The sequence below is a fragment of the Mesorhizobium sp. P2_C4 genome (assembly GCF_056404575.1).
This window is the reverse complement of sequence record NZ_JBFUDT010000002.1, coordinates 906,780-924,210: the sequence shown is the minus strand read 5'-3', so window position 1 is coordinate 924,210 and position 17,431 is coordinate 906,780. Positions and strand designations below refer to the sequence as shown.

Below are 17,431 nucleotides of genomic sequence, written 5' to 3'. Positions count from 1 at the left end.
CATGTGGCAAGAATGATCTTCCGTCAGCTCTTCGATTCCGTCTCGGGCACCTATTCCTACCTGCTTGCCAGCCGCCTGGGTGGCGAAGCCCTGATCATCGATCCGGTGCTGGAGAAGGTCGACCGCTATCTCCAGCTGGTGCGCGAACTCGACCTCAAGCTGGTCAAGGCGGTGGATACGCACCTGCACGCCGACCACATTACCGGCCTCGGGGCGCTGCGCGACAAGACCCATTGCGTGACAGTGATGGGCGAGCAGACCAAGGCCGACGTGGTCTCGATGCGGCTATCCGACGGCGACAAGCTCGGCATTGAGGGGCTGTCGCTCGACGTCATCTACACGCCCGGCCACACCGATGATTCCTACAGTTTCATCCTGCCGGACCGGGTGTTCACCGGCGATACGCTGCTGATCCGCGGCACCGGCCGCACCGATTTCCAGAATGGCGATCCGCGCCAGCAATATGAATCGATCTTCGGCCGCCTGCTCAAGCTTCCCAACGAGACGCTGATCTATCCGGCACATGACTACAAGGGCGAGACGGTCTCGACCATCGGCGAGGAAAAGGCCTTCAACCCGCGCCTGCAGGTGAAGTCGATGGACGAGTATGTCGAGATCATGAACAACCTCAAGCTGGCGAATCCCAAGATGATGGATGTCGCCGTGCCGGCCAACATGAAGGTTGGGCTGCATCAAGAGGAGATTGCGCGGCGCGGCTGGGCGGTCAGCGCCGAGCAGGCATTGGCGCTGGTGGGAAAGCCTGATATCGCGCTGATCGATTTGCGCGAGCACTCCGAGCGTGAGCGTCACGGCATCATCCCGGGGGCGATCCATCTGCCCTATACGAGGTTGCAGGAGAACATTGCCGCGGGCGGCATGCTGCATGAACTCGCGAGGTCAACCAGCAAGCAACTCTTGTTTTATTGCGCCTTTGGCGAGCGCTCGGCGATGGCGGTTCAGGCCGCACAGGACGCCGGGATTGCCGGCGCCCGCCACATCCATGGCGGCATTGACGCTTGGACGAAGGCGAGTGGCCCGCTGGTGCATTAGCGACGGCTGCCTTTGGCGATCAATTCAACCCGATGCGCTTGGCGGCCAGCTTGAACAGGGCTTTGGCATCGGGTTCGAAGCGGAAGGTGCCGATGAAGTCGTCGGCACGATAATCCGGAAGCGTCTTGCGGATGGCAGTGGCGAATGTGCGCGCCTCGTCAAGCCGCCCTGCCAGCGCCAGGCAATGGGCGGCGATCGCCAGGATGATGGCATGGGCGTTGGGCCGGGCGGCCGCCTTCAACGCCCAGTCGGCCGCCTCCTCAAACTGGCCGAGGCGGACATGGGCCATGGCGCGCGCGCCCAGCATGCCGAACAGCAGCGGATCGAAGGGGCTGAGATGCCGCGAGTGGTCTGATGAGCCGATCGCGGCCTTCGGGTCGCCCGACTGGGAATGCACGAAGGAAAGCGCGTAGTGGCCGAGCGCGAAATTGGGGCTCAAATCCACGGCTCTTTCCAGCTCGATCAGGGAGCCGTCATGCTCGCCGCGCAGCCACAGCGCGCGGCCCATGGCCCAGTGGGCGGCCGGATTGTGATCGTCGACCAGAAGACTTTGCCCGGCGGTTTCGAAGGCCATGGCGCTTTCCTGATCGCGGTCCACCCAGCGCTGAAAGGCATTTTGCCAATGGGTGAAAGACAGGCCGGCATAGGCGCGGGCAAAGGTCGGGTCCAGCTTCAAGGCGATGTCGAAGAAATGCCGGGCCTGCTCGTTTTCGGTGCGGGTGAAACGGTACATGTGCCAGAGGCCGCGATGATAGGCTTCCCAGGCATTGAGCGAGTTGGGCGCTTTCAGCATGGCGCGGTTGCGCTCGACCGTCTCGACCTCGGCCGAGATCGACGAGACAATGCTGTTGCCGATGTCGTCGAGGACGGCAAAGATATCGTCCGGCTTGCGCTCGAACGTCTCGGCCCAGACGATCCTGGCCGTGCGCACCTCGGCCAGTTCGACCGCGACGATGACGCGGCCTGCCAGGCTGCGCACGGTGCCGGTGGCGACATAATCGACATTCAGCCTGCGGCCGGCATCCTCCGGCGCGATGTTCTTTTCAGCCAGCGCAAACACCGAGCCACGGGCAATGACGAAGAAATCCCGGAGCTTGGCGAGGCGGGTGATGATGTCATGGGTCAAGCCGTCGGCCAGCCCACCGCGAGCGCCGCCGGCGTCTTCGGCGAACGGCATCACGGCAAGTGATGCCTTGTGGGACGTTGCCGTTTGGGAACCGGCAAGCACGATCGGACTTTGGTTCGGCGCGGGTGGGGCTGCCGGCTGTGCCGGCACAATCGCACCGGGCCGTTCCGCGCGAATGGCCAGCCACGCCTGGCGCACAGGACCGAAATCCAGCTCTTCCGATTGGAACAGCGCTGCGGCGGCGGCAAGATGGTCCTCGCAGGCGCCGAATTGGCCGCGCCGCGCCAGTCTCGTCAGAAGCGCGATGTGGGCGCAGCTGTCGAACGGGGTCAGCTCCAGCCATTTTTCGAGATGGGCGGAGACATCCTCGGACTCGGTCGGGAGCGTCGTGACCAGATGTTCCAGTATGACCGCGTGGCAGGAGCCGAATCGGCGGCGCTGCGCGGTCAACCAATTGTTGAAGAGCGGGTTGCGGTCGATCTCCAGCCCTTCGAGGAAATCGCCGCCGACGAGCTTCGACAGGGCCTGCAGCCGCTCGGTATCAAGCTTTTCTATTCCCGCAGCAGCCGCCGACGCGACATCCAGCGCGTCGATGCACATGCCATCGAGATCAAGCGCGATCGTATCGTCAGCGGTTTGGATCCTGCCGCGCCCCGGTTCGTCGAGAGCGGTCCGCAATTTGCTCAGACACCAACGAAGCTCACCTCTGGGGTCATTTGGAACATCCCACAGCAATTCGCACAGCTTACCACGTCCGACTGGATGGGGCGCCAGCGCCAGATAGGCGAGCAGCGCACGCAGCTTGCGCGATGCCGGCAAAGCCACAGGAACGCCGTCGCGCACAATTGCCAGTGGCCCGAAAAGCCGCACGAAAAGGCCTTTCTGGCCATTGGCCTGGCTCGATTCCACGCCTGTTTCCACGCCTGCTCCCACGCTGGCCCTCCAGTCCTTGCTTTATCACCGAACACGACAAAGTGCACCGGCTCGCAAAATATGCGCGCCGAATGTGGTGTTTACCACATTGCGGCACGTCAAGGACCTGTAGTGCGGCAAGGTGTCGAAATCTCGCCGCCCAAACCGCCGGTGTGTAACCGGCCCGTGAGCAAAACCAGGAGTTCATCCATGTTGCATCAGCAGAAAATCAGAACCACGGCCGGCCGCGGCCGCCTGTTCGACAGCATTCTCGACACCGTCGGCGACACGCCGGTGATCCGAATAAACAATCTCGGCCCGGACCATGCGACGATCTATGTGAAGGCCGAGTTCTTCAATCCGGCAGCATCCGTGAAGGACCGGCTGGCGCTCAACATCATCGAGGAAGGCGAGCGCAGCGGCACGCTGAAGCCGGGCCAGACCATCGTCGAGGCAACCAGCGGCAACACCGGCATCGGCCTTGCCATGGTCTGTGCGCAAAAGGGCTATCCGCTGGTGGTGACGATGGCCGACAGCTTTTCCATCGAACGCCGCAAGCTGATGCGCATGCTGGGCGCCAAGGTGGTGCTGACGCCGCGGGCGCAGAAGGGTTTTGGCATGTACAAGAAGGCGGTCGAGTTGGCCGAAGCCAATGGCTGGTTCCTGGCCCGCCAGTTCGAGACCAAGGCCAACGCCGCCATCCACGAAGCGACGACGGCACGCGAGATCATCAACGATTTCGCCGGATCGCGGCTCGATTGCTTCGTCACCGGCTACGGAACCGGCGGCACCGTCGTCGGCGTGGCGCGCGTCCTGCGCCGCGAGCGGCCCGAGACCCGCATCGTGCTCACCGAGCCCGCCAACGCCCAGCTTGTCGGCAGCGGCAAGGCGCAGGAGCGCGGCGTTGGTGGCGCGCCGAGCGCCAGCCACCCGGCCTTCGAGCCGCACCCGATCCAGGGCTGGACCCCGGATTTCATCCCCAATGTGCTGCAGGAGGCGATCGACGCCAGCCTCTATGACGAGGTGATGCCGATTGCCGGACCGGAGGGCATGAAATGGGCCAAGGCACTGGCGCAGAAAGAGGGTATCTTCACCGGCATATCCGGCGGTTCCACCTTCGCCGTGGCGCGCCAGATCGCGGAAAAGTCACCGGCCGGCTCGGTCATCCTGTGCATGCTCCCCGACACTGGCGAGCGCTACATGACGACGCCGCTGTTCGATGGCATCGAGGCTGAGATGGACGCCGACGAGATTGCGCTTTCGCAGTCGACGCCCGGCTGCCAGTTCCCGGCGTGACCGCGGCATATCGGGAGCGACCGGCATGGATGCGACGCCTGGATTCACCGCCACGACCGGCGAGGAAACGCTTGACCCCCGCGACTGGACCGATGTGCAGATCCTGTCGCATCGGATCGTTGATGATGCCGTCGCCTACCTGCGCGACGTCAGAGAGCGGCCGGTGTGGCGGGAGATGCCTGGAGATGTGACGGACTTCTTCACAGCACCCTTGCCGCAATCGCCAACGCCGCTCGTGGAAGTCTATGGCGATGTCGTCGACAAGGTGATGCCCTATCCGATGGGCAACATCCATCCGCGCTTCTGGTCCTGGTACATGGGGTCGAGCAATTTCACCGGTGCGCTCGGCGATTTCCTGGCGGCAATCCAGGGCTCCAATCTCGGCGGCGGCAACCATGCCGCCGCGTTGATGGACAGCCAGGTGGTCGACTGGTGCAAGCAGATGCTGGGCTTGCCAGCTTCGGCCAGCGGTACGCTGGTCAGCGGCGGCTCGATGGCCAACATCATCGGGCTGACCGTGGCGCGCAACACCAAGGCAGGCATCGACGTGCGCGAGCATGGCGTTGCCGCCATCGAGAAGCCGCTACGCTACTATGGCTCTGATCAGCTGCATTCCTGCCATCGCAAGGCGATGGAAGCGCTTGGTCTCGGCAACCGGGCGCTGCGTCGTATCTCGACGGATGCCGGGCTGCGGATCGATATCGCCGCCTTGCGGGCGGCGATATCAGAAGATCGTGCGGCCGGGTTCAAGCCGGCCTGCATCATCGGCAATGCCGGCACGGTGAACACCGGGGCGATCGACGATCTGCAGGCGCTTGCCAAGCTGGCGCATGAGGAAGACGTCTGGTTCCATGTCGACGGCTGTATCGGCGCGTTGATCGCCATTGCGCCGGAAAATGCCCATCGCGTCGCCGGTATCGAATGGGCCGATTCGGTGGCGCTCGATCCGCACAAATGGCTGCACGCACCGTTCGAGGCCGGTTGCGCCCTGGTCAGGGACGCGTCGGCGCATCGCAAGACATTTGCGGTGACGCCGGAATATCTGGAATCGACACCGCGCGGCCTCGCTTCGGGGCAATGGCTGCATGACTACGGTCTGCAGACGACACGCGGCTTTCGCGCGCTCAAAGTGTGGATGGCGCTGCGGGAGCATGGGATCGAAAAATTCGGCCGGCTGATCGACCAGAACATCGCCCAAGGGCACTATCTCGCCGGATTGATCGAGGCTGAACCGACGCTGGAGCTGACGGCGCCGACCAGCGTCAACATCGTCTGCTTCCGCTACCGGCCCGATGGCATGTCCGAAGACGCGCTGAAGGCGCTGAACACCGAGATCATGCTGCGGCTGCAGGAAGAGGGGACCGCTGCCATTTCCGACACCACGGTGCAAGGCCGTCATTGTCTCAGGGTGGCGATCAACAATCACCGCACTCGGCGTGAGGATCTGGAGCTTCTGGTGAGCGAAACGGTCCGCCTCGGCGAGGCGCTCATGGAGGCAGTGGCCTGACCCTTTGCCGGGCCCGCCGGCTGCTCCTCAGCTGCCGATCGCCGATGCTTTGACGGATGCTTCATCGTCGTTCGGCGCGCCGGCGGCAAGCGAAGCGCCGGGAAGATAAAGCAGGATCGGGCGGATTTCGTAGACGGCGGTGGGATTGACGCGCCTGAGATCACGCGCGACTTCTATCGCCGCTTCGCGCGTAGCGCAGTCGATGACGTAGAGGCCCAGCAATTGCTCCTTGGTCTCGGCAAACGGGCCGTCGATGACGATGCCTTCTCCAGGGCCGCGCAGGGTGACAGCGTCGGCCGTGGCGCCGAGCCTTGCGGCTGGCCCCAGGGTTCCGTCCCGGGTCAACCGGTCATTGACCTCGAGCAGGTCGGTCATCAGCGCCGCATCCTCCTGCGGCGTCCAGGACTGGACTGTCTGTTCGACGTGGTAGGCCAGGATGGCGTAGAACATGCGGCGATTTCCTCCTGCTGAATGGCTGCAGTATCGCAAGGATGCATGGACCGATCCAGCCCTGAGGCCCGTCTGGGTCGAGGTCTGCTGCCTCAAGCTGCCAGCGGCAGGCGCAATTCCGTCTGCAGGCCACCGCCGGGATGATTGGACAGGCTGATCTCGCCGCCGGCGCCGCGCGCGATGTTGCGGGCAATGGTCAGGCCGAGGCCAAGGCCGCCGGTCTGGCGGTTGCGTGACTGTTCGATCCGCACGAAGGAGCCAAACACAGCGTCGAGCTGGGCTTGCGGTATGCCCGGCCCCTCGTCGCGAATGGTCAGCGTGATGATTTTCTCCGACTGCCGCAGGCTGAGATGCGCCTTCTTGCCGTAGGTCACGGCATTCTGGACGAGATTGGTGACACAGCGGCGGAGCGCCACCGGTCGCGCGATGCAGATCAGGCCGCGCGACCTTGTTTCGTCATTGTCGAACGAGGCGTCGTCGAAACCGTCGGCGACCGATTCCACCAGCGACCAGAAATCGATGCGTTCGCTCTTCTCCTCGGTCACCTCGAATTTGGCGAAATCGATGACGGAGCTGGCGATGCTCTCGATGTCGGCGAGGTCGTGCGCCAGCGCCTCGCGCGCCGTCGATTTCCTGAGCAGTTCGAGGCGCAGCCGCATCCGGGTCAGCGGCGTGCGTAAATCATGCGCAAGTGCTGCCGCCAGGTGTTCGCGATCCTCGACATAGTCGCGCAGCCGGACCTGCATGGCATTGATCGCCTTCGCCGCGGCACGGATTTCGCGGCTGCCGGTTTCGGCGATCGGTGGGCTCTTCAGGTCGTTGCCGATCCGCTTGACCGCGGTTTCCATCATCCGGTAGGGCGCGGTCAGCCGGCGCAGCGACCAGATCGACATGATCACCACCAGCCCGGCGATCAGCGAGTAGAGCGGCAGGCTGTCGAAGCTCAGGATTGGGCCGACCGGGGTGTTCGGCTCGGTGAAGTTCAGCCATTGGCCATCGGCGAAACGCACCGACGCCGTCAGCTTGTCGCTCTGGGCAAAATCGGCCGCCAGCACCAGCAGATCGCGCTCGACCTGGCCGATGTCGGGACCCTCGACATCGCGTCCGGGGATGTCGGCTTCATGTGTCGCTGGATCGCGCCGGACCCGTGCGTCGGTGATGCCGAATTTCGACAGCCGCCCGACCAATATGTCTTCCAGTTCGGCCAGTTCGTCATCGCCGGCAATCGACGACGTGACCGCGGGCGTATCTGAAACGGTGAGCGCGTAGGTGGCGTTGAACAGACCGGATGCCGTGACCTTGCGCTGCTCGGGCGTCGCGGTATGCATCAATTGCACCAGCGAGAAGGCGCGATCGTTGAGCCGGTAGAGATCGACCTCGTCATTGGCGGCAGCACGGTCGCGCGAGACGATGTAGAGGGTCGCGACCTGGCTGATCAGTAGGCCGGCAATGACGATGAGCAGCACCCAGACGGGCAGGGTTTGCGGCAGGAAGCGTCTCATTCGGACGTCGTCTCGGGTAGGAACTGATAGCCGCCGCTGCGCACGGTGAGGATCAGTTTCGGCGTCTTGGGATCATCTTCCATCTTGCGCCTGAGACGGCTGACCAGAATGTCGATGCTGCGGTCGAAGCTGTAGTCGCTGTCGCCACCGGAGAGCTCGATGAGCTGGTCGCGGGTCAGCACGCGCTGCGCGCTCTTGACGAAGGTTTGCAGCAGGTTGAACTCCGCCATCGTCAGCTCGACCCTGACATCGCCGGGCGCGATCAGCCGGCGGCGCGAGCAGTCCATCGTCCAGCCGGCGAAATGATAGATCTGCCTAGTGCTGGGCCGCCGCGGCTCGGCGGCGCCGTTGCGCCTCAGCACGGCGCGGATGCGGGCCAGCAGTTCGCGTGGGTCGAAGGGCTTCGGCACATAGTCGTCGGCGCCCATCTCCAGGCCCACCACGCGGTCGGTGGTCTCGGTAACCGCGGTCAGCATGATGATCGGCGTCGAATACTGGGCGCGTAGGTCACGGCACAATTCCAGGCCGCTCTTGCCGGGCAGCATGACGTCGAGAACGATGAGGTCGACCTGTGTCCGCCGCAGGACGGCCTCCATCTCGACGCCATCTGCGGCGACCGTCGTGCGCAGTCCGCGCTTCTGGAAGAATTCCTGGAGCAGGTCGCGGATGCCCTTGTCGTCGTCGACGATCAGTATGTGTGCGTCGGATTTCACGGGGATCCTGTCATCGTTGGTGGCCAAGCCTTCATTCACCCTCACGATAGAATTCTGGCCACATGTTGGCCAGCGGCGATGATGGGCTGCAGAGCCGATTTCGCAGAAACAATCCAGAAACAAAATTCTACAGTCCGGAAAAACTCGCGAAAAAAAACAAGGGCATAAGTGGTGTCGTGGCGGTCAGGTCATCGGCTGCGACGCTAGCTCCGGGGTTTACGGATAATCCAATGCAAAGGTTCTCGATCAGCTTGATGGGTGCGTTGCTCGGCATTTCGCTCGTCACGGCCGCGGTCGAACAATCGGACGCAAAGGTTGCAATCACCCGAAGCGAGCGTTGCAGCAGTCTCAGCCACCAATTTGATGAAGCCCTCGAAACCCATGCCACGGCAACGCAGGTCACCGCGGCAAAGGCACTTCAGAGAAAGGGCAACCGGTTCTGCGCCAACAAGAAACAGGCACAGGGGATCCGGATGCTCGCCAACGCTTTGAAGCTGCTTGGAGTGACACCTATCGACCCGGTTCAGTGACACTCAAAAATCGACCCGCACAAAAAAGGAAACGAAGCCATGAACAAGTCCCTCCTCTCCGCTCTCGGTCTCGCCGTCGCTCTCGCCTTCTCGATGCCGGCTCTCGGCAACGCCGCCGCCACCACGACTGCTGCTCCGGCTGCTGCTGCCACGACGACTGCTCCGGCCACCGCTGCGCCTGTCAAGGCTGCTCCGAAGAAGGTCACCGCCAAGAAGCCCGTCAAGGTCTGCAAGGTGACCGAGAAGCATAAGTGCCCGGTCAAGAAGGCCCCCAAGAAGGCTCCGAAGAAGGTCTGATCCAGAACTGGCGTAGCAAGCTTGTCTTGTAGCAAGGCCGCTTCAGTCGAGATCCGGCTGGAGCGGCCTTGTCGTATCGGACAAGCGATTTTTCACGCTTGTTCGATCTGTCGTCGTTCGTAACCTTAACCCGATCGCAATGCCGGCCCGGTAAAGACAATCCGCATGAAGACGCGGCTTTCGTCCATTCTGCGTTCAATGGTCATCGGCGGCCTTGTGGTCTGCGGGGTGGCCAAGGTTTTGATCCTGCTCACCGCGAGCCCGGTGCCGGATCCGGCAAGCGGGCGAACCGAGCCATCGCTGTTTGCGCCGGAAATATCCAGCGACTGGGACTACATCAAGCCGTGGCAGACCTGGGTGCTCATCGTGCTGACGGCCACGGTGTTGATCTGCTTTGTCGCCTGGCCGTTCGTCGCCTGGATGGAGCGCCGGATGGATGCGTCCGCAACGCCACCCCGGCAAATCCCGCCGCGCCGGATGTTCGGCCGCCATGGCCGTTGAACGGCTGGCGACAATTCCCACATAGACTTGTGGATTCGCGAATGGCCGCCCGCAGAGCGGTCGGCCAGCGGATCAAAATGGACGATCGCTTTGGCTCATGTCAAAGTGAGAGCGACACTCGCGTGAATTGCCGGTTCCCATGCCTGAAATCACCACAAAACCTCGTGTCCAGGTCAAGCCGCAGACCGAGCGGCCGAAACTCTACAAGGTCATCCTCGTCAATGACGATTTCACGCCACGCGAATTCGTGGTGACGGTGCTGAAGGGCGAGTTCAAACTCAGCGAAGACCAGGCGCATCGGGTGATGATCACCGCGCACCGGCGTGGCGTCTGCGTCGTCGCCGTCTTCACCAGGGACGTCGCCGAAACCAAGGCGACGCGGGCGACCGACGCCGGCAAGGCCAAGGGCTACCCGCTGATGTTCACGACGGAGCCGGAGGAGTGAGGAGTGGTCGCCCGTAGGGCGATCAATCGACAACGATTTGTCGATTGAAACGACGAACGCCCGGAGCCATAGCGGAGGGCAGGGGCCGGTTCACCGCATTAGATGACAGACGGCCAGAGAGGCGGCCCTTCGCAGGCTCAGGGCGTTCGAAGCTCGAAAAGCCAAGCAATTGGCTTTTCGTCCGCTGCGCGGACCGCTTCTCACCCCCTCATCCGCCCTTCGGGCACCTTCTCCCCGTGAAACGGGGAGAAGGAAAAAGGGGCGCTACCTTCCCTCGCGGTACCACATCGAGCCCATCGCCAAAAGCAGCAGGCCGAGGCCGAGGAAGCCGCCGAACAGCGGCACGCGCGAAACGGCCTTCAGCACGCTGTCGTCGGTGGTGCGCAGGCCGATCCAGTCGCCGCCGGTGGCGGCACCCGAGGAGCGGACCGGCACGATCGACGGCAACGCCACATCGCTGACAACGCCGCCAAGCGCGGATGATTGAGCCAGCCGGCGCACGCTGCCGCCGGTGGCCTCGGCCGGTGCTTTCAGCCGGCCCTCGGTGGAGATGACGTCGGAGAACTCCGGCGCGTTGACCGGACCGACATGGGCAAGCGCGGTCAGGTCGCCATTGCCGATCTGGTAGAGGCCGATCTCGCTGGTCTGGATGCTGCCGAGGAAAACGCCGGGTTCGGATTTTTCGAGCCTGACGATCAGCGCCTTGCCCGACGGCGTGATGACCTGCGCCGGGCCAGGGTCGTCGCTCATCGTCTGGCGGCGGACTTCCAGCACCATGCCGCGGCCGTCGGCGGTCAGCCGCTCCTCCTCGAGCTCGGGCTCCTTCATCAGCCAGTGGGCGATGCGCCGGTAGAGCTGGACGTGCGGGCCGCCGCCCTCGAAGCCGCGCGCCCACAGCCAACCCTGGTCGGACAACAGCATGCCGACACGGCCTTCACCCTTGTGGTCGAGCAGCAGCAGCGGCCGGTTGTCGGCGCCCTTCATCACCACTTCACCCTCGGGATTCTGCACGCCGATGGTGCGGAACCAACGGCTCCAGTGCGGCGGCTCGGTCGCCGAGCCATCGAGCCCGCGCGTCACCGGGTGGCGCTGGCCGAGATCGGTGAGGCGCGGATAGAAGGCCTTGTCTATGACCTCTCCGGTCGGCATTGCGGGCAGCGCCGACATCAGCGGCGTGCGGGCGATCGAGCTCTCGCCGGCATATTCGGGGCCGGCCGCAATCAGCAGCGCGCCGCCCTTTTCGACATATTCGGAGATGTAGTCGTAATAGAGGATCGGCAGCACGTCGCGGTGCTGGTAGCGGTCGAAGATGATCAGGTCGAAATCCTTGATCTTCTCGACGAACAGTTCACGCGTCGGAAAGGCGATCAGCGACAATTCGTTGATCGGCGTGCCGTCCTGCTTTTCCGGCGGCCGCAAAATGGTGAAATGGACGAGATCGACCGAGGCGTCGGATTTCAGCAGGTTGCGCCAGGTGCGCTCGCCGGCATGCGGCTCGCCGGAAACCAGCAGCACGCGCAGATTCTCGCGGATGCCGTCGATCAGCGCAATGGCGCGGTTGTTGGCATCGGTCAGTTCACCCGGCTCACGGTCGATGGAGAGCTCGACGATGTTGCGGCCCGCGCCGGGAATGGTCACCTGCAACGGCATCGCCTGGCCGATGGTCGCCTCTTCGACCGCGACCTGCTCGCCATTGACCGAGACGCGAACATCGACCGAGCCGGTTTCGTTGTCGGTGGCGATGACGCGGTAGGTCATGTCGAGCGGCTTGCCGACGAGGCCGAAGCGCGGCGCGTTCTCGAAGCGTATGCGGCGATCCTTCTCGTGGTCGTTGCCGGTGATCAGCGCATGCAGCGGGGCATTGAAATCGGGGCTGCCTGCCGGCGCGTCATGCACCTCGCCATCGGTGATCATGATGGCGCCGCCGATGCGCGACGGCGGCACGTCGCGAAAAGCGCTTTCGAGCGCGCCGAAAAGCCTTGTGTCGGTGCGCTCCTCGGCGGCCTCGGACTTGCCGGCCTCGACGACGCGGACGTCAAACTGCTTGAAGCGGCCAAGACGCTGCACAAGTCCGGCAAGGGCATCGTCGGTCTGTTTGGTGCGCTCGCCAATGTCCTGGCTCTGGCTGCGGTCGACGATGACGGCAACGACGCTCTTCAGCGCCTCGCGCTCCTCACTGAGGAATACCGGGTTGAGCAGAGCGGCGCCCAACGCCAGCAGAGCGGCGAAGCGGAAGATCGCGCCGCGCTGGCGAAACCACAGGCCGACCAGCGCCAGCAATATCAACGGCACCAGCACGGTAGCGAGCAGCGGCCAAGAGATGAGCGGTTCGAAGGCGAGCGACCAGTTCATCTCACTGCCCCAGCCGTTCGAGCAGAACCGGAACGTGCACCTGGTCGGATTTGTAGTTGCCGGTCAGCATGTACATCATGATGTTGACGCCGGCGCGCAGCGCGTAGATGCGCTGCATCGGATCCGACGGCACGGTCGGCAGCAGCGGGTCGCCATTCTCGTCGACCGCCCAGGCGCCGGCGAAATCATTGGCGGTGATCATGATCGGCGAGACGCCGTCGCCGACCCGCACCGGGCGGTTTTCGGTGTTGCTGGCTTCGAGCGACGCCTCAACCCAGAGCGGGCTGCCGCTGAAGCGGCCGGGAAACTCCGGCAGGATGAAGAAGGATTTGGTCAGCACATGGTCGGACGGCACCGGCTCCAGCGGTGGCACGTTGAGATTGCCGAGAATGTCGCGCAGCCGCTCCGTCGCCGGACTGGTGGAATCGGCGCCGATGCCGTTGGCGAACTGGTCGCGTGTGTCGAACAGAACCGTGCCGCCTTGCTGCATATAGGCATCGATGCGGGCGATGGCGGCTTCGGTCGGCATCGGGGCGGTAGGGTCGATCGGCCAGTAGATCAGCGGGTAGAAGGACAGTTCGTCCTTGGAGATATCGACGCCGGCGGGCGCTCCCGGTTCGAGTGCGGTCTTCTCGATGAGGAAGCGGGTCAGGCCTTCGAGCCCGGCGCGGCTGATCGAATCGACACCGGGCTCGCCGGTCAGGACATAGGCGATGCGGGTCTTGGAAATGTCCTCGATCGCCTGGGCATCGCCGGGCTTGGCATCGTCGGCGCGGGCGATGTCGGCATGGCCGAACAGCGCACTGAGCGCAATCAGAAGGGCCGCCACGGTCGCAGCCGTGCGGGCGCGACGCGGCCGGCGTGACAACAGGCCGCCCATCCAGAACACGGCCAGCGTGTCGAGCACCATCAACACGAGAGCCGCTGTGACCAGCGGGCCTTTCAGGTTGCGCGATTCGTCGAAGGCGTACTGGATGGTGGTGACCGGCACCGCGAATTGCGGGCGCACCAGCGGCGCAAAAGTGCTGGCGGCATCGAGCAGATTGTGGGCGAAGACGCCGGCCTCGGAGCCGTAGAGTCCGGGCGGGTTCTCGAATGTCACCGGCAGCGGGCCGGCACCGGGCACCAGCGGCCTTGCATCCGGCGTCGGCGGCACCAAAGTGCCGTCGGCGGCGATCATGCGATAAGGCGCCAGCGAGGTGGCGGCGGCTTCGGCATTGGCGACAGCAGCACCCTGGTTGCGTGACAATTGCACGATGCGGCGCAGCATCTCGACGAAGCTGCCTGATATGGGCAGGTTCGACCATGTCGCTTCGGGGGTGACATGGAACAGCACCAGCGTGCCCTTGCCTTTCTTCAATCCGGTCACCAGCGGCGTGCCGTCGGCCAGCGTGGCCCAGGTGCGTTCGACGATATCGGGCGTCGGCTCGGCCAGCACCTGCCTGCTGACGGTGACTTCGGCGGGTGGGGCGAGATCGGCAAAAGGGCCGTTCTTCGGAAATTCGGTGACCGGCTGCGGCGTCGTCCATGACAGCGCGCCGCCGAGCGAGCGCTCGCCGATACGCAGCCTGACCGGCAGCAGATCGTCGTCATTGCCGGCGGCGGCCAGCCGTGACCCGGCGAAGCGCACCAGCGTGCCGCCCTTGTCAACCCAGTCGACCAGCCTTTGCCGGACCTGTTCCGGGATGGTGCCGACATCGGCCATGACGATCATCGCCGGCTTCTGGTCGAGCAATTGCGGAATGGCGTCGGCAAGGTCGGCGCTCGACGGTTCGACCAGATCGGCGAAGGGCTGCAGCGCGCGCCTGATATAGTAGAGCGGCGACAGCAGCGGCTGCGCCTGGTCGGCCTCGGACTGCGACAGCAGCCCGACCCGGCGGCGCTTGGAGCTCTCGTCGAGGACGCGCACGGCACCTGCCTGCCGCTCGCCATCGAGGGCGATCGAGGCGAAGTCGTTGCGCAGTTCGAACGGCACCGCCATCGTGCTGGTGGCTGTGGCTTCGCCTGGGGCGAAGGTCAGCGTCGCGTCGGCGATGCGGCGGCCCTTGTCATCGAAGGCGCCGGCGGTCACCTGCGCCGGGGCCGGATCGCCCGGCGCGCGGATGGCGGTCAGCGCGAAACCGTCGACCTGGTTGTCGGCGCTGGTCAGGCCGGTCAGCGTTAGCCGATCGGAGACGGCCCAGACGACGCGGGCGGCGTTCTTCGACAGCAGCGTGTTGAAGGCGGCTTCGTCGCCTTGTGCGGCCAGTCCGTCGGCAAGAACGGCGACGCTGGCGCCGGGCAAGGCCTCCAGGGCAGCCGCGACGCGGGCGTAGACGGCGGGGCGGTCGGTCGGGATCGACCGCGGTTTCGCGGCGCGCAGCCGGTCAAGCGCTGCTGCCGCATCGAAAGGGCCGATCTCGGCATTGGGCTTCTCGGCGGTGAAGGCGATGATGACGGGCACGCCGTTCGAGCCGGCATCGGCGATCAACCTTTGGGCGGTGGCGACGCGCTTGCCCCAGTCGGCCGCACTTGCCCAGTCATTGTCGACGACCAGCGCCAGCGCCGCGCCCTCTGCCGGCAGCTTTTCGCGCGGGTTGAAGACAGGTTCGGCCAAAGCGGCGACGATGAGGGCTGCCATCAACAGCCTGAGCAGCGTCAGCCACCATGGGCTCTGCTGCGGCGTCTCCTCGCGCTTCAGCACGCGGGCCAGGATTTTCAGCGGCGGGAAGACCTCGGATTGCGGCTTGGGCGGGGTCAGCCGCAAGAGCCACCAGATCACCGGCAGCGCCAGCAGGCCCCATAGCACCATGGGCGCACCGAAGGAAAGCGGCAGCCAGCTCATGCGCTGACCTTTCCGGCAAAGCTGCCATCGGCGGTCATCGCCATGTGCAGGCGCACCAGCGCCTCGGAGGCGAGGCGGTCGGTGTGGTTGACGGTAAAACTCCAGCCGAGCCGCTTGCACCAGCCGGCCAACTCCTGGCGGCGAGCGGTGTAAAGCAGGCGGTAGTCGTCGCCCAGCATTTCGGCGCGGCCGGCGGTCAGCTTGTCGCCGGTCTCGGGATCGGTGAATTCGGTGCGGCCGGCATAGGGGAAGCTTTCCTCGGCGGGGTCGGCGACCTCGATCAGATGCGCGCGCACACCGTGGCGGGCGAGAACGTCGAGCCAGGCCATGGTGTCTTCGACCGGGTCGAGAAAATCGCTGACGATGACGATGTCGCAGAAGCGCCGAATGGCGGTCAGGTCGGGCTTGGCCGGCAGGTCGCCAGCGTGGGTGAGTTGGGCCGCGATGCGCTCAGCGCCGTTGCGGGCGGTGAACGGATCGGTGAGGCCCGGCCAGGCGATGCGCTCGCCGCTGCGCGACAGAAGCTCGGCCATGGCCAGCGCCAGCACCAGCGCGCGCGATTCCTTCGAAACGGTGGCCCCAGTCGATTTGTAGAGCATGGAAGGCGAGGGGTCGGCCCACAGCCAGACCGTATGGGCGGCCTCCCATTCGCGGTCACGGACATAGGTGTGGTCGTCGCGGGCAGAGCGGCGCCAGTCGATGCGCGAGGAATCGCCTTCGACATAGGGCCGGAACTGCCAGAAATTCTCGCCAATGCCGCGCTTGCGGCGGCCATGCCAGCCGGCAATCACGGTGTTGACGAGGCGGCGCGCCTCGACCAGCAGGTCTGGCACCAGCGACGCCCGCAACCGGCCACGGGCGAGCGCGTCGCGCGTCGCTGCCGGTGCCTGGACTTCGCCGATACGCGCCATCAGATGCCTTTTGCCAGTTTCGCCACCACGTCACGCACGGTCGTGCCCTCGGCGCGGGCGGCAAAGGTCAGCGCCATGCGGTGCTGCAGCACCGGCTCGGCCAGCGCGCGGATGTCGTCGACCGACGGCGCCAGCCGTCCATCATAGAGCGCGCGGGCGCGGGCGCACAATGTCAGCGCCTGGCTGGCGCGTGGGCCCGGACCCCAGGCCACATGCTTGTCGGTTTCGGCGTTGCCCTGGCCGGGGCGGGCCGAGCGCACCAGCTTGAGGATCGCCTCGACGACGCTTTCCGGTACCGGCATGCGGCGGATCAGCGTCTGGATCTCCTTCAGCCGCGCCGGCTGCAGCACGTTTTCAGCCTTGGCGTCCTCGATGCCGGTGGTTTCCAAAAGGATGCGGCGCTCTGCCTCGATTTCGGGGTAGAGGATGTCGACCTGCATCAGGAAGCGGTCGAGCTGTGCCTCGGGCAACGGATAGGTGCCTTCCTGCTCCAGCGGGTTCTGCGTTGCCAGCACATGGAAGGGCGCCGGCAGGTCGTGGCGGGCGCCGGCAATGGTGACGTGGTATTCCTGCATCGCCTGCAGCAGCGCCGACTGGGTGCGCGGCGAGGCGCGGTTGATCTCGTCGGCCATCAGCAATTGCGCAAAGATCGGCCCGGAGATGAAGCGGAAGGAGCGCTTGCCGAATTCGTCCTGTTCCATCACCTCGGAGCCGAGAATGTCGGACGGCATCAGGTCAGGGGTGAACTGGATGCGGCGGGAATCGAGGCCGAGCACGATGCCCAGCGTCTCGACCAGCTTGGTCTTGGCGAGACCCGGCACACCGACCAAAAGCGCATGGCCGCCGGCCAGCAGCGCCACCAGCGTGCGCTCGACGACGCTTTCCTGACCGAAGATGACACGGCCGACGCCGTCGCGGACCCTGGAAATATCGGCCAGGGCCTTCTCGGCCTGGGCGATCATGTCCTTTTCGCTGATCGGGCTTTCCTTGATCATCACGCTCATGTCGTATCGAT

At 64.8% G+C, this 17,431-nt stretch carries 15 protein-coding genes; 7 read left to right on the top strand and 8 right to left on the bottom strand.

Annotated elements, in window-relative coordinates; translation table 11 throughout:
• The first annotated feature begins 12 nt into the window (after window positions 1–12).
• Window positions 13–1,050: an MBL fold metallo-hydrolase gene (locus AC1DX6_RS10830; protein WP_477313004.1), complete on the top strand. Its 1,038-nt coding sequence runs from the start codon at window positions 13–15 to the stop codon at window positions 1,048–1,050.
• A gap of 19 nt (window positions 1,051–1,069) precedes the next feature.
• Here AC1DX6_RS10830 and AC1DX6_RS10825 read toward each other — a convergent pair whose 3' ends face one another.
• On the bottom strand, window positions 1,070–3,085 hold the full coding sequence (locus tag AC1DX6_RS10825) for a transcriptional regulator (RefSeq protein WP_477313002.1): 2,016 nt from the start codon (window positions 3,083–3,085) through the stop codon (window positions 1,070–1,072).
• Window positions 3,086–3,298: 213 nt separating this feature from the next.
• Here AC1DX6_RS10825 and AC1DX6_RS10820 point away from each other — a divergent pair, with 213 nt between their 5' ends.
• Both AC1DX6_RS10820 and AC1DX6_RS10815 read left to right on the top strand, forming a co-directional pair.
• On the top strand, window positions 3,299–4,384 hold the full coding sequence (locus AC1DX6_RS10820) for a PLP-dependent cysteine synthase family protein (RefSeq protein ID WP_477313000.1): 1,086 nt from the start codon (window positions 3,299–3,301) through the stop codon (window positions 4,382–4,384).
• 25 nt (window positions 4,385–4,409) lie between these two features.
• Window positions 4,410–5,891 (top strand): pyridoxal phosphate-dependent decarboxylase family protein, encoded by a 1,482-nt coding sequence (locus AC1DX6_RS10815; protein ID WP_477312998.1) that lies wholly within the window; start codon window positions 4,410–4,412, stop codon window positions 5,889–5,891.
• A 27-nt stretch (window positions 5,892–5,918) separates the two neighbouring features.
• On the opposite strand, the gene AC1DX6_RS10810 is transcribed toward AC1DX6_RS10815, so the two are convergent.
• The 3 genes from AC1DX6_RS10810 to AC1DX6_RS10800 all read right to left on the bottom strand — a co-directional run bounded on the left by AC1DX6_RS10810 (window position 5,919) and on the right by AC1DX6_RS10800 (window position 8,556).
• The gene (locus AC1DX6_RS10810) at window positions 5,919–6,341 is read right to left on the bottom strand and encodes a YciI family protein (RefSeq protein WP_477312996.1); all 423 of its coding nucleotides are present in this window, start codon (window positions 6,339–6,341) and stop codon (window positions 5,919–5,921) included.
• A gap of 92 nt (window positions 6,342–6,433) precedes the next feature.
• The gene (locus tag AC1DX6_RS10805) at window positions 6,434–7,843 is read right to left on the bottom strand and encodes an ATP-binding protein (RefSeq protein WP_477312994.1); all 1,410 of its coding nucleotides are present in this window, start codon (window positions 7,841–7,843) and stop codon (window positions 6,434–6,436) included.
• Window positions 7,840–8,556, bottom strand: a complete 717-nt coding sequence (locus AC1DX6_RS10800; protein ID WP_477312992.1) for a response regulator — start codon at window positions 8,554–8,556, stop codon at window positions 7,840–7,842. Before AC1DX6_RS10800 ends, AC1DX6_RS10805 begins: the two co-directional genes overlap by 4 nt.
• A 230-nt stretch (window positions 8,557–8,786) precedes the next feature.
• Between AC1DX6_RS10800 and AC1DX6_RS10795 the strand changes: the two genes are divergently transcribed.
• From AC1DX6_RS10795 to clpS, 4 genes are all read left to right on the top strand, one after another.
• A complete protein-coding gene (locus AC1DX6_RS10795) occupies window positions 8,787–9,086 on the top strand; it encodes a hypothetical protein (RefSeq protein ID WP_477245907.1) in 300 nt (99 codons plus the stop codon).
• A gap of 39 nt (window positions 9,087–9,125) precedes the next feature.
• Window positions 9,126–9,383, top strand: a complete 258-nt coding sequence (locus tag AC1DX6_RS10790) for a hypothetical protein (protein ID WP_477312990.1) — start codon at window positions 9,126–9,128, stop codon at window positions 9,381–9,383.
• Between the two features lie 165 nt (window positions 9,384–9,548).
• Window positions 9,549–9,884, top strand: coding sequence for a hypothetical protein (locus AC1DX6_RS10785; protein ID WP_477312988.1), 336 nt, complete (start codon window positions 9,549–9,551; stop codon window positions 9,882–9,884).
• A 139-nt stretch (window positions 9,885–10,023) separates the two neighbouring features.
• The gene (gene clpS, locus AC1DX6_RS10780; protein WP_477312986.1) at window positions 10,024–10,329 is read left to right on the top strand and encodes an ATP-dependent Clp protease adapter ClpS; all 306 of its coding nucleotides are present in this window, start codon (window positions 10,024–10,026) and stop codon (window positions 10,327–10,329) included.
• 264 nt (window positions 10,330–10,593) lie between these two features.
• Here clpS and AC1DX6_RS10775 read toward each other — a convergent pair whose 3' ends face one another.
• Genes AC1DX6_RS10775 through AC1DX6_RS10760 form a run of 4 tightly spaced genes read right to left on the bottom strand, consistent with a single transcriptional unit; the run spans window position 10,594 to window position 17,420 of the window.
• Window positions 10,594–12,681 carry a hypothetical protein gene (locus AC1DX6_RS10775; protein WP_477312984.1) on the bottom strand — a complete coding sequence of 696 codons (2,088 nt, stop codon included), beginning with the start codon at window positions 12,679–12,681 and terminating at the stop codon, window positions 10,594–10,596.
• Window position 12,682: 1 nt separating this feature from the next.
• Entirely contained in the window at window positions 12,683–15,505 is a 2,823-nt protein-coding gene (locus AC1DX6_RS10770; protein ID WP_477312982.1) for a DUF4159 domain-containing protein, read from the bottom strand.
• Window positions 15,502–16,416 carry a DUF58 domain-containing protein gene (locus AC1DX6_RS10765; RefSeq protein ID WP_477312980.1) on the bottom strand — a complete coding sequence of 305 codons (915 nt, stop codon included), beginning with the start codon at window positions 16,414–16,416 and terminating at the stop codon, window positions 15,502–15,504. Before AC1DX6_RS10765 ends, AC1DX6_RS10770 begins: the two co-directional genes overlap by 4 nt.
• Window positions 16,416–17,420: an AAA family ATPase gene (locus AC1DX6_RS10760; RefSeq protein WP_258608890.1), complete on the bottom strand. Its 1,005-nt coding sequence runs from the start codon at window positions 17,418–17,420 to the stop codon at window positions 16,416–16,418. The genes AC1DX6_RS10765 and AC1DX6_RS10760 overlap by 1 nt, the downstream gene beginning before the upstream one ends.
• Window positions 17,421–17,431: the final 11 nt, after the last annotated feature.